The sequence below is a fragment of the Corallococcus llansteffanensis genome (assembly GCF_003612055.1).
In the GTDB taxonomy this organism is placed as follows: Bacteria; Myxococcota; Myxococcia; order Myxococcales; family Myxococcaceae; genus Corallococcus; species Corallococcus llansteffanensis.
In genome coordinates this window covers 1-11,420 of sequence record NZ_RAWB01000326.1, presented here as the reverse complement: position 1 = coordinate 11,420, position 11,420 = coordinate 1, and the positions used below count along the sequence as shown (strand labels likewise).

Here is an 11,420-nt window from a genome sequence, read left to right as displayed (position 1 = left end):
GTTTCGGATGGCGGTGTGCGTAGGGGGACTCTTCCTCGTGGGGTGCGGGGAAGCCCGAGCTACGACACCGCGCATCCCGGTGCTCGGCGAAGTGGGCGGACAGGTGGCGCAGGAGGGCGTGGAGGCCCGAGCGTGGTCGCGGACCCTGATGCTTGGGGATCATCAGGCTCCGCACGCGGTGGTGACCTCCAACGGGGACGTCCTCGTGGCAGCGACCTATCAGGAGCCCATCAATCTGGGGGCGGGGCCCCTGCCCTTCGACCGCAATGTCGTCGCGCCACACCTGCTGGTGGCGCGCTTCTCTTCCGAAGGCACGCTCAGGTGGGCCCGGGGCTGGACGCCCCGGAGCGCCGGGCGGGCCCGCGTGGGCGGGCTGGCCGTGGACGCCAGCGACCATGTCTTTCTTTCAGGCACCTCCGCGGGCTTCACCCGCGACGGCGCGACGCTGCCCGAAGGGCCCTTCCTGGCCCGGCTGACGGGCGAGGGCGCGCTGGACTGGGTGCGCTCCCTGCCGGGCGAGGGGCCCGTCACGGTGAACGCCGTCACGTCCGACAACGCCGACGGCGCGGTGCTGGTGGGGGACTTCACCGGCCAGCGCGACTTCGGTGAGGGAATGCGCACGGCGCCCAATGGCAGACACGCGGGCTTCGCGCTGCGCGTGGGCCCGAACGGTGAGCAGCGCTGGAGCCGCGTGTGGATGCCCGTGGGCGAGGGCGAGGTCTCCGCGCGCGCGGTCGCGGTGGATGTCTTCGGCGACGTGCACGTGGTGGGCGGCTACGCCGGGGCGGTGTCCTTTGGCGACGCCACGTTCCTCACCGTGCGCCAGCACACGCCCTTCGTGGTGAAGCTCACCCACGACGGCGACCACGTGTGGAGCCACGACGTGCGCGGCACCGACGGCAGCGCGCTGTCCGTGGCGGTGGGCCCGGACCGCGTCTTCGTGGGCGGCGGCTTCAGCGGCCGGCTCTACTTCAAGAACGCGTGGCACCGCGCGGATTCACACGACGGCTTCCTCGTGGCCTACGACGCCGACGGCGGCCAGCGCTGGGCGCGCACCTTCCCCACCGGCGCCCCCGTGGTCGCCACCGACGAGGCGGGCCAGGTGACGGTGGCCGGCAGCCACGACGGCGGCCGGGCCCTGGGCGGCGCGGACCTGCCTGCCGGGTTGTATGTCGCCAAACTGCTGCCGGACGAGGGCACCTCCCTGTGGGTGCGAGGCTTTGCCAGCGCCGGCATCCCTTCCAGCGCCCGGACCGTGACCGTGGATTCTTCCGGTGCGGTGCTCCTCGCGGGAGGGCTGAACCGCCCCGTGCCAGAGGACGGCCCGTCCCAGCGGTTGCAGGATGGCTTCCTCCTGCGGCTGAACCCCTGAGCAGGCCCGTCTGCGAAGCCCTGGCGTGCGTCCGACCCTCCGGGTGATGCGTACGCTTGCCCCCCGTTATTCCGTTTGACGGGATGCGGCATGGTTTACCGGAATTCGACTTCCGTCATTGGGCCGTGATAAACGCGAGCCGCCTTCAAGGGCCGTCTTGTCTTGAAGGGCGAGGCTGCGCTGAAGCGCCGGCGGGGGATGTCATTCGAACGCAGGCGGCCAACCCCTCGACACATCACTCCCCTGCTATCCAAGCACGCGGGGCTGTGGACCGCGGGCCCAACGAGTCACTGTGAGAGGTTGCACCCCCATGACACCCACCGTTCCACGGATGGACGCTCTCCGAAAGAGTGTCACCGGCACGGCCACGCGGGTCCTCGGACTCCTGGCGCTGCTGGCCGGTACCACCGCGAGCGCGAGCGAGGCGGACCTGGTCCTGCCTGACTTCCGCTCCGTCACCTTCATTGGCGGCCTCAACGGACAGCAGCTGCTGATGTCCGGCATCGCCGTCTGTGTCTTTGGCCTCGTCTTCGGCTTCCTCCAGTACGCGAGCCTCCAGAAGATGCCCGTGCACCGGGCGATGCTGGAGATCTCCGAGCTCATCTACGAGACGTGCAAGACGTACCTGATGACGCAGCTGAAGTTCATCATCGTCCTCTGGGTGCTCATTGGCGCCGTGATGGTGGGCTACTTCGGCTTCCTGCGGCACATGGAAGTCGGCCGCGTGGCCATCATCCTGTTCGCCAGCCTCGTGGGCATCGCCGGCAGCTGCGGCGTGGCCTGGTTCGGCATCCGGGTGAACACGTTCGCCAACAGCCGCACGGCGTTCGCGTCCCTGCGTGGCAAGCCCTACCCCACGTACGCCATCCCGCTGCAGGCGGGTATGTCCATTGGCATGGTGCTCATCAGCACGGAGCTGCTGCTGATGCTCTTCATCCTCCTGTTCGTCCCGGCGGACTTCGCGGGTGCGTGCTTCATCGGCTTCGCCATCGGTGAGTCGCTGGGCGCGTCCGTGCTGCGCATCGCGGGCGGCATCTTCACGAAGATCGCCGACATCGGGTCCGACCTGATGAAGATCGTCTTCAAGATCAAGGAAGACGACGCGCGCAACCCCGGCGTCATCGCGGACTGCACCGGCGACAACGCGGGCGACAGCGTGGGCCCCTCGGCGGACGGCTTCGAGACCTACGGCGTCACCGGCGTGGCGCTCATCACGTTCATCCTGCTCGCGGTGGGTGGCGAGTACCGGGTCCAGCTGCTCGTGTGGATCTTCATGATGCGCATCGTGATGGTGGTGGCTTCGCTGGTGTCCTACTGGATCAACGACGCCATCCAGAGCGCCCGCTACAAGAACGCGGACCACATGAACTTCGAGACGCCGCTCACCGCGCTGGTGTGGCTGACGTCCATCGTGTCCGTGGCGCTGACGTTCGTGGTCAGCTACCTGCTCATCCCGGACATCGGCGGTGACACCTCGCTGTGGATCAAGCTGTCGGCCATCATCACCTGCGGCACCCTGGCCGGCGCCATCATCCCGGAGGCCATCAAGGCCTTTACCTCCACGGAGAGCCGCCACGTTCGCGAGGTCGTCAAGGCCAGCCGCGAGGGTGGCGCGTCGCTCAACGTCATCTCCGGCCTGGTCGCGGGTAACTTCTCCGCGTACTGGATGGGTCTCATCATCGCGGGCCTGATGGGTCTGGCCTACTGGTTCAGCACCATGGGCGTGGGCGCGCTGATGATTGCCCCCGCGGTGTTCGCGTTCGGCCTGGTGGCCTTCGGCTTCCTGGGCATGGGCCCGGTCACCATCGCGGTGGACTCGTACGGTCCGGTGACGGACAACGCGCAGAGCGTCTACGAGCTGTCCCTCATCGAGAACGTCCCCAACGTGCACGCGGAGGTCCAGAAGGACTTCGGCTTCGCGTTGGACTTCGAGAAGGGCAAGCAGTACCTGGAGGAGAACGACGGCGCGGGCAACACGTTCAAGGCGACCGCGAAGCCGGTGCTCATCGGTACGGCCGTCGTGGGCGCCACGACGATGATCTTCTCCATCATCGTGCTGCTCGTCGGAACCACGACCAACAGCGCGGGCCTCCAGGTCCTCAACGCGGCCAACACGCAGAACCTGTCGCTCTTGCACGCGCCCTTCCTGCTGGGCCTCATCACCGGCGGCGCCATCATCTACTGGTTCTCCGGCGCCTCCATGCAGGCGGTGTCCACGGGCGCCTACCGCGCGGTGGAGTTCATCAAGGCGAACATCAAGCTGGAGGGCGTGGAGAAGGCCAGCGTGGCCGACTCCAAGAAGGTGGTGGAGATCTGCACCCAGTACGCGCAGAAGGGCATGATCAACATCTTCCTGGGCGTCTTCTTCAGCACCCTCGCCTTCGCCTGCTTCGAGGCCTACTTCTTCGTGGGCTACCTCATCTCCATCGCCATCTTCGGTCTGTACCAGGCCGTGTTCATGGCGAACGCCGGCGGCGCGTGGGACAACGCGAAGAAGCTGGTGGAGACGGAGCTGAAGGCCAAGGGCACGGAGCTGCACGCGGCCTGCGTCGTGGGCGACACGGTCGGCGACCCGTTCAAGGACACCTCGTCGGTGGCCCTCAACCCGGTCATCAAGTTCACCACGCTGTTCGGCCTGCTCGCGGTGGAGCTGTCCGTGGAGCTGGAGGCCGCGGGCCAGGGCACGCTGCTGCGCGTCTTCTCCGCGGTGTTCTTCGTCCTGTCGATGTTCTTCGTGTACCGCAGCTTCTACGGCATGCGCATCGAGAGCGTTGTCTCCAGCGAGCTGAAGTCCGAGGCGCAGGTCAAGGCGGCCTGAGCTAGCAGCGCGAAGTGAGAACGGCGGCGGGGTGCCTCACGGCGCCCCGCCGCTCTTCTTTTCAGCGGCCCCAGGCTCGGGAGGTCAGCCGCCGATGCCCTCGGGGTCCGTGGCCAGTTCCCCGCCCAGGTGCATGCCCGTCTGGCAGCGGTAGTCGGTGAACAGCGAGGCCACCACCGCGGACAGGCCCACCAGCACGTGCACCGCGGCCACCGCGGGCCTGCGCTTCGCGTACCCCAGCACGAAGGGTGCGGCCACCGCCCCCAGCCCATAGACGTAGTCCGCGATCTCATGCGCTTCGATGGGGATGAGCTTCGTGAGGCTCAGCCGGTAGTCGGTGAGCAGCGACACGCCCAGTGCGGCGCCGCCCAGCACCCACCCGGCCGCCTTCGCCGCGCCTCCGCCCGACGCGAGGCCCGCCGCCACCAGCGCGGCGCCACCCGCGTAGTCCAGCAGCGAGTGCACGTCCTGCGGCACCACGCGGCGCAGCGGCAGCCGGCCGAGCAGGGGCCGCGACAGGATGCCCGCCGCCGCGCTGTGGTCCACCAGCCGGCGCCACTCCCTTTGCACGGCGCGCTCGGGGCGCGGGGGGACGGGGGGCAGCGGGTTCGCGGCTTGGACCTCGTACATGACGTGCTCCTCTCCTTCCGTCCGGGCGCACTGGGGGGACGGGCCCCTGAGGCCAACGGTAGCCACGCCTCCGTCCCGGGACGCGGGCCCTCGCCGCCCTCCCGCCCGCCTGCTTGCGACCGCAGGGGGTGGGCTGCCCGCCTACCCGTTGAACTGTTGGCTGGTGGGCAGGGGGGCTTCCATCCACCCTGCCCCGCCGGGCAGACTTCTGTCCGCACTCAGGCCCTCACATTTCGAGAGGACCGACCGCCCCCGGGCGGGTGGGTGCCGCGCCCCACCAACAAAGAGAAGACGATTCATGGCTACCGGTACGGTGAAGTGGTTCAACGATGCGAAGGGCTTTGGCTTCATCACGCAGGACGGTGGTGGTGAGGACGTGTTCTGCCACCACAGCGCCATCAACATGGATGGCTTCCGCACCCTGGCCGAAGGCCAGAAGGTGGAGTTCGAGGTGACCCGCGGCCCCAAGGGCCTCCAGGCCCAGAACGTCCGCGCCGCCTGATCAGTCATCCCGGGCTCCTGCCCTGGTCCCGGAAGCCCGGTCTCGCGTGCGCGCGACCGGGCTTCTTCATTTTTACAACCGGCCGGGAAGGGAAAACGCGCAATCCCTTTCAAACCTTCCAACCTCCCGAGATTCAAAGGGGGGGCTGGTGAAAGTTCGAAAGACGTCTGTTAGGCTTTGTTCCGCGAGGGAGGGCGCACCATGTTTGAAGTGACCAATGATGTGAGCCGCAAGACCATCACCGCCCGCATGAGCGGCTTCATGCGGCCGAACGAGATGAAGGAGTACGTGGCCGTCTATCGGAAGGCCACGGACAGCTACAACGGCGGGCGGCACCTGGTGCTGGCGGACATGCGGGGCCTGCGCCCGCTGGAGCCGGAGTCGGCGAGCCTGTTCTCCGAGGTCATCAGCCACGGTCGCAAGAATGGCTGCGTGATGTGCGCGCACGTGTCGGACTCCACCATCGCGCGGCTGCAGACGGCCCGCGTGGCGTCGGAAGCGTCCCCCAACGACGACATCACGGTGGACTGCGTGTCGCTGGAGGAAGCGCAGAACCAGCTCGCCAAGGCGCGCACGCGGCTGTCGCTCACCGGCGACGGCTACGCTTCCGCCGGTCGCTGAGGCCTCGCGAGCCGGCCCCCCGAAGGGGTTCTCAGGAAGCCCCGTCTCCGGCCAACGTCCGGAGACGGGCCCCCGGCCCCTGGTTCTTCCAGGACACCCGGCAGGTCACATCAACCTCGGTAAAGGCATACACCTCCACGCGAGGCTCCGCGGCACCGGTGGCGCGCAAGCCCTCCAGAGTGCCCCCCGCGTGAAGACCCGGATGAAACACCTGTTTCATCCCATCCACACCTGTATACATGTATTGTTACTGCCCGGGCGGAACCTCCGCCGGGCGCGCGCCCACCGTGCGCAGACACTCCCGGACCCCTGAAAAACAGCGGGGCGCGAGGGAGGTCCCCTCGCGCCCCAGGCTCCAGGCTTCAGGCAGGACGGCGGCGCTCGCTGGCGGCCGGGGCTCAGGCCGCGCGGTCGGGCGCCACGTGCACGTCCACGGGCGACGTGGCGTGCGTGCCCGGCGTCTTGGGCTTCTTGCGGCCGAAGGACAGCTTCTCCATGGCCGCGAACACCACCGGCACCACCAGCAGGGTGAGGAAGGTGGAGGTGATGACGCCGCCGATGACGGCGATGGCCATGGGGGCGCGGAACTCGGAGCCGGTGCCCGTGCCCACGGCGGTGGGCACCATGCCGATGGCCATCGCGGCGCTCGTCATGAGGATGGGGCGCAGGCGGCGGGGGCCGGCCTTGAGCAGGGCCTCGTCCACGGAGTCGCCTTCCCGCAGGTGGTGCAGGGCGCCGTCGATGAGGAGGATGGCGTTCTTGGTGACGAGCCCCATCAGCAGGATGACGCCAATCATCGCGCCCAGGCTGAGGTGGTAGTTGGTGACGACGAGTCCCAGGAGCGCGCCCACGAGCGCCAGCGGCAGCGACACCATGATGGTGAACGGGTGCTTGAAGGACTCGAACTGGCTGGCGAGCACCATGTAGATGAAGACGAAGGCCAGGCCGAAGGCGGCGCCGAACGCGTCGTTCTGCTCATCCAGGCTCTTGATCTGCCCGTCGTAGACGATGGCGTAGCCGGGAGGCAGGGGCTTGGCGGAGATGGCGGCCTTGAGCTGCGTGGCCACGTCACCCAGCGCGGCGCCCTTGGCGAGCTGGGACACGACGGCCACCTGGCGCTCGCGGTTCTCGTGCTCGATGACGCTGGGGCCGTCCTTGAGCGACACGTTCGCCACGTCCGTCACCTGCCGCAGCCCCTTGGGCGTGGACACCATGAGCTGGCGCACGCGCTCCGGGTTGGCGCGGTCGCGCTCCTGGAGCCGCACGCGGATGTCCGTCTCGTCGGTGCCCTCGCGCAGCTTGGCGGACACGTCACCGTCGATGGCGAGCCGCAGCTGCGTGGCGAGCGCGGCCGCGGACAGGTCCACGTCCGTGGCGCGCGCCCGGTCGATCTGCACCTGGAGCTCCGGCTTGGCCGGGTTGGAGTCCACGCGCACGTCGGACGTGCCCAGGCCGCGCAGGATGCCGGCGACGCGCTGGGCCTCCTCGTTGACGCGCTTCAGGTCGGGGCCCACCACGCGGACCATGATGGGGTACCAGTCGCCCAGGCCTTCGATGGACGGGGGGTCCGACAGGGTGATGGCGGTGGACACCAGGTTGGGGACCAGCAGCGCGCGGGCCTCCTCCTTGATGACGGGGATGCTCTTGGTGCGCGCGTCCTTGGCCACGGTGAGCACGCGCATGCGCGCCTTGTAGACGTCTCCGCTGGGACCGACGGTGGTGTAGATGTCGGTGACCTCCGGAATCTGTTTGATCAGCTTCTCCGCCTCCGCGGCGCGCTCGGTCGTCTGGGCGAGGCTGGCGGAGTCAGGCAGCTGCAGCTCGACGATGAGCTGCGAGCGGTCCTCCGCGCTCATGAACTCCACCCCCAGGCGGCTCGCGGCGCCGAACGACAGCACCAGCGCCAGCAGGGTGAGGCCCGCGGTGGTCCACTTGTGGCGCAGCACCCAGCCCAGGATGCGGGCGTAGGCGTTCTCCGTGCCCTCCAGGAACCGGCGCAGGGCGCGGAACACGGCGGCCTCCTGGTGCACCTCGCCGGGCTTGCGCGCCTTGGCGAAGCGCGCGGACAGCATGGGGTCCAGGGTGAAGGAGATGAACAGCGAGATGACCACGGCCACGGAGATGGTGATGCCGAACTGCTTGAAGAACTGGCCCACGATGCCGGGCATGAACGCCACCGGGATGAACACCGCCACCAGGGACAGCGTGGTGGCGAGCACGGCGAGGCCGACGTCCCGGGTGCCGTTGGACGCGGCGCTCATGGGGTCCTCGCCCTGCTCCAGCCGGTGGGTGATGGCCTCACGCACCACCACCGCGTCGTCGATGAGCAGACCGATGGCCAAGGACAGCGACAAGAGCGTCATCTGGTTGAGCGAGTAGCCCAGCACGTACATCACGAAGAACGTGCCAATGACGGACGTGGGCAGCGCGAGCGCGGAGATGAACGTGCCGCGGGGGTCGAGCAGGAACATCAGGATGATGAGCACCGCCATCAGGCCGCCGAAGATGATGGCGATCCACACCTCGTGGGTGTTGGCGCGGATGAGCTCCGACTGGTCGATGAGCAGCGTGGCCTGGAAGCCCTGCCCCACCACCGGCCCCATCTGCGCGAGCGACTTCTTCACCGCGTCGCTGACGGCCACCGTGTTGGAGCCCGGCTGCTTCACGATTTCGAGCACGACGGCGTCCCGGGCGTTGAGGCGCGCGGTGGTGCGGCGCTCGGCGACGCCGTCCGTCACGGTGGCGATCTCCTCCAGGCGCACCTGCGCGCCCGTGGTGCTGCGGGCGACGGGCAGCATCCGCAGGTCGTCCACGCTGGTGAACTCGCCCATGGAGCGCACCGTCAGCTCGTTGGGCCCCAGCTGGAGCCGACCCGCGGGCAGGTTGAGGTTCTCCGTGCCGATGCGCTGGGCCACCTGCGCGGGCGTGACGCCCACGGCGCGGGCCTTGTCCAGGTCGATGTCCACCTGGATCTCCCGCGAGTCGCCGCCGGTGATGCGCACCTCGGCCACGCCGGCGATCTGCGCGAGCGCGGGCTTGAGGCGGTCATCCAGCAGCTTGCGCAGCGCCTGGGACTTCATGTCCGCGGAGACGGCGTAGGTGAGGATGGGCGTGGCGGACAGGTCCACGCGGCTGACGATGGGGGCGTCCGCGTCGGTGGGCAGCTTGTTGACCGCCTGCCCCACCTTGTCGCGCACGTCCTGCACGGCGGTGTCCAGGCTGGTGCCCAGGGTGAAGGACACGATGACGGTGCCCACGTTCTCCCGGCTGAAGGAGTGGATCTTGTCCACGCCGCTGATGCCGGCGACCGCGTCCTCCAGGGGCTTGATGACCTGGGTCTCGATTTCGCCCGGGCCCGCGCCCTTGTAGAGGGTGTTGACCACCACCACGGGGAAGCTGACGTCCGGGTAGAGGTCGGTGCCCAGGCGCTTGAGGCCCATCAGCCCCAGCACCACGAGCAACAGGGACAGCATGGCCGTGAACACCGGCCGACGGATGGAGACGTCACTGAGAATCATGAAGGGCTCACGTCGCCACGGCGCAGGGCCACGGCGAAAAAGGGCGGCGGCGGGCTACTTCACGGAGACGCGGCTGCCGGGGGACATGGCGGGCGTGGGATAGTCCACGACCTGCTGGAGGGCGGACGGGGCCAGCACCACCACCTCGCGGTCGCGGCGCTCCAGCACCTGCACGTCCACGCGCTGCAGCGCGCCGCCGTTGACGACGAGCACGTGGTCCCCGTTGGAGGAGGACAGCGCCGTGGTGGGCAGCACCTGGGCGTCCTTCATGTCGCCCAGCTTCAGCATCGCGCGCGCCAGCGTGTGGGCCACGAAGCGGCCGTCCGCGTTGGGCACCGAAATCTCCACCGGCACGCGGCGGGTGGTGGGATCCGCGGAGGGCAGGATGGTGCGCACCACGGCCTCGTCGGTGGACGCGCCGCCGCCCAGCGACACCACGCGCACCTTGGCGCCGGGCTTGAGCAGCGCGCGCGCGGACTCCGCCACGGTGGTGCGGAAGACGAGCGTGTCCAGCTGCTCCAGGGTGAAGAGCGGCGTGCCCGGGCCCACCGTGGCGCCCGTCTGGTCCGGGGACTCGATGAGCGTGCCGTTGAAGGGCGCCTTCAGGTCGTGCCGGCGGCGCGACGCGCGCGCCTGGGACAGCTGCGCCTTCGTGGCCAGCACCTGCGCCTGGGCCTGCGCGGCGCTCGCGGTGGAGCTGCGGTGCTGCAATTCGCTGATGCCTCCGCCCACGCTGAGCTTCTCGTTGCGCTCGGCGGCGTCCTTCGCGATGGAGGCGGCGGCCTCCGCGGCGGCGACCGCGGCCTCGGCGCCGGCCACCTGCGCGTCGACGATTTCGGAGTTGAGCTGGGCGAGCACGTCGCCCTTCTTCACGGCCTGCCCCTTCTGGATGCGCACCACCTCCAGGCGGCCGCCCACCTCGAAGCCCACCTGGAGGCCCTGGGCGGGGAACAGCGTGCCCGTCACCTCCTCGGAGGCGGAGGCCTGTTCGGTGCGGGCGGAGACGACCTTCACGGCCGGCGCGGCCTTGTCGGTGGCGGCCTTGTCGGCGGACGGGGGCGGCGCGGACGCGTTCGCCTTGTCGCAGGCGGTGAGTGCGAGCGCGGCGGCCACGCCCACGGCGGCGAAGGCGCGGGAGGCGGAGGGCTTCGTGGACGTTTTCACGGGCGTTTCCTCGGAGGACGGTGCGGGTTGGCCGCGCGGGCGTGACGCCGGCGCGTGGAAGGAGCAGGAGGCGTGCGGGCGGAGACGGCGACGGGGCCCGTCATGAGCACGGGCGCGGACAGGGGTTCACGGGGCGCGGTGCCCTCGTGCATCAGGCGCTGGAGGCTGGAGGCCCAGGTGGCCAGGTCCGGCTTCTGGGTGAGGCGGCCCATCTGCCGGGCCAGCAGCAGGTACGTGCCCACGACGAAGGAGCCGAAGAGGCCCGGCTCCACGTCCGGCGCCTCCGCCCCGCAGCCCCACAGGTTGCGGAACTCCTGGGAGATGCGGTCGACCTCGCGGTCCACCACGTCCCACATGACGGACTCGAAGGAGGTGCCCTGGCTGCCGACGATGAGCGCGGTGAGCACCTCGCGGCTGGACCACATGAGCTCCAGCATCTCCAGGTCCTGCTCCGCCTGCATGCGCAGGAAGTCCCGGTAGCGCTCCGTGCGCGCGGTGACGTCCGCGGGGCCCGGGTGGCCGTGCTCCGCGCGGAAGCGCTCCAGGCACGCCAGGCGCTTCTGGCCCACGCGCTCCAGGTCGCCCAGGAACGCCTCCACGAGGCGTCCGAAGAGGGCCTCCTTGGAGGGGAAGTGCAGGTAGAAGGCGCCCTTGGACAGCCCGCTGGCGGCGGTGATGTCCCCGATGCGCGCGCCCTTCACGCCCTTGCGAGCGAACTCCGCCCGCGCCGCGGCGATGAGCGCGTTCCGGGCCTTGGGGTCTGCGGGGCGGGACATGACGGGCGCATTCCTAACC

9 protein-coding genes are annotated in these 11,420 nt (G+C 69.5%); 4 read left to right on the top strand and 5 right to left on the bottom strand.

The features are described 5' to 3' along the window. Both D7V93_RS26630 and D7V93_RS26625 read left to right on the top strand, forming a co-directional pair. Positions 1–1,372: hypothetical protein (locus tag D7V93_RS26630; RefSeq protein WP_341870966.1), on the top strand; the 1,372-nt coding region annotated here is incomplete at its 5' end. A gap of 310 nt (positions 1,373–1,682) precedes the next feature. After that, on the top strand, positions 1,683–4,190 hold the full coding sequence (locus tag D7V93_RS26625) for a sodium-translocating pyrophosphatase (protein ID WP_120646070.1): 2,508 nt from the start codon (positions 1,683–1,685) through the stop codon (positions 4,188–4,190). 84 nt (positions 4,191–4,274) lie between these two features. Here the strand turns inward: D7V93_RS26625 and D7V93_RS26620 are convergent, their stop codons facing one another. Then, positions 4,275–4,820, bottom strand: coding sequence for an SPW repeat domain-containing protein (locus D7V93_RS26620; protein WP_244237522.1), 546 nt, complete (start codon positions 4,818–4,820; stop codon positions 4,275–4,277). Between the two features lie 298 nt (positions 4,821–5,118). Here D7V93_RS26620 and D7V93_RS26615 point away from each other — a divergent pair, with 298 nt between their 5' ends. Beyond that, the gene (locus tag D7V93_RS26615) at positions 5,119–5,322 is read left to right on the top strand and encodes a cold-shock protein (RefSeq protein ID WP_120537647.1); all 204 of its coding nucleotides are present in this window, start codon (positions 5,119–5,121) and stop codon (positions 5,320–5,322) included. Between the two features lie 201 nt (positions 5,323–5,523). After that, positions 5,524–5,943, top strand: a complete 420-nt coding sequence (locus D7V93_RS26610) for a hypothetical protein (RefSeq protein ID WP_120646072.1) — start codon at positions 5,524–5,526, stop codon at positions 5,941–5,943. Positions 5,944–5,974: 31 nt separating this feature from the next. Here D7V93_RS26610 and D7V93_RS47720 read toward each other — a convergent pair whose 3' ends face one another. The 4 genes from D7V93_RS47720 to D7V93_RS47450 form a co-directional block, all read right to left on the bottom strand. Continuing rightward, positions 5,975–6,163: a DUF2378 family protein gene (locus D7V93_RS47720; protein ID WP_158623863.1), complete on the bottom strand. Its 189-nt coding sequence runs from the start codon at positions 6,161–6,163 to the stop codon at positions 5,975–5,977. A gap of 178 nt (positions 6,164–6,341) precedes the next feature. Continuing rightward, positions 6,342–9,461, bottom strand: a complete 3,120-nt coding sequence (locus tag D7V93_RS26600) for an efflux RND transporter permease subunit (RefSeq protein ID WP_120646068.1) — start codon at positions 9,459–9,461, stop codon at positions 6,342–6,344. Positions 9,462–9,515: 54 nt separating this feature from the next. Continuing rightward, positions 9,516–10,625 carry an efflux RND transporter periplasmic adaptor subunit gene (locus D7V93_RS26595; RefSeq protein WP_120646067.1) on the bottom strand — a complete coding sequence of 370 codons (1,110 nt, stop codon included), beginning with the start codon at positions 10,623–10,625 and terminating at the stop codon, positions 9,516–9,518. Beyond that, a complete protein-coding gene (locus D7V93_RS47450; RefSeq protein ID WP_120646066.1) occupies positions 10,622–11,401 on the bottom strand; it encodes a TetR/AcrR family transcriptional regulator in 780 nt (259 codons plus the stop codon). The genes D7V93_RS26595 and D7V93_RS47450 overlap by 4 nt, the downstream gene beginning before the upstream one ends. Positions 11,402–11,420 lie beyond the last annotated feature (19 nt).

What these genes read in the sequence shown, in the direction of transcription:
- D7V93_RS26615 (WP_120537647.1), top strand. Translation starts at nt 5,119, where the DNA reads ATGGCTACCGGTACGGTGAAGTGGTTCAACGATGCGAAGGGCTTTGGC.
- D7V93_RS26625 (WP_120646070.1), top strand. Translation starts at nt 1,683, where the DNA reads ATGACACCCACCGTTCCACGGATGGACGCTCTCCGAAAGAGTGTCACC.
- D7V93_RS47450 (WP_120646066.1), bottom strand. Translation starts at nt 11,401, where the DNA reads ATGTCCCGCCCCGCAGACCCCAAGGCCCGGAACGCGCTCATCGCCGCG.
- D7V93_RS26610 (WP_120646072.1), top strand. Translation starts at nt 5,524, where the DNA reads ATGTTTGAAGTGACCAATGATGTGAGCCGCAAGACCATCACCGCCCGC.
- D7V93_RS47720 (WP_158623863.1), bottom strand. Translation starts at nt 6,163, where the DNA reads ATGAAACAGGTGTTTCATCCGGGTCTTCACGCGGGGGGCACTCTGGAG.
- D7V93_RS26600 (WP_120646068.1), bottom strand. Translation starts at nt 9,461, where the DNA reads ATGATTCTCAGTGACGTCTCCATCCGTCGGCCGGTGTTCACGGCCATG.
- D7V93_RS26620 (WP_244237522.1), bottom strand. Translation starts at nt 4,820, where the DNA reads ATGTACGAGGTCCAAGCCGCGAACCCGCTGCCCCCCGTCCCCCCGCGC.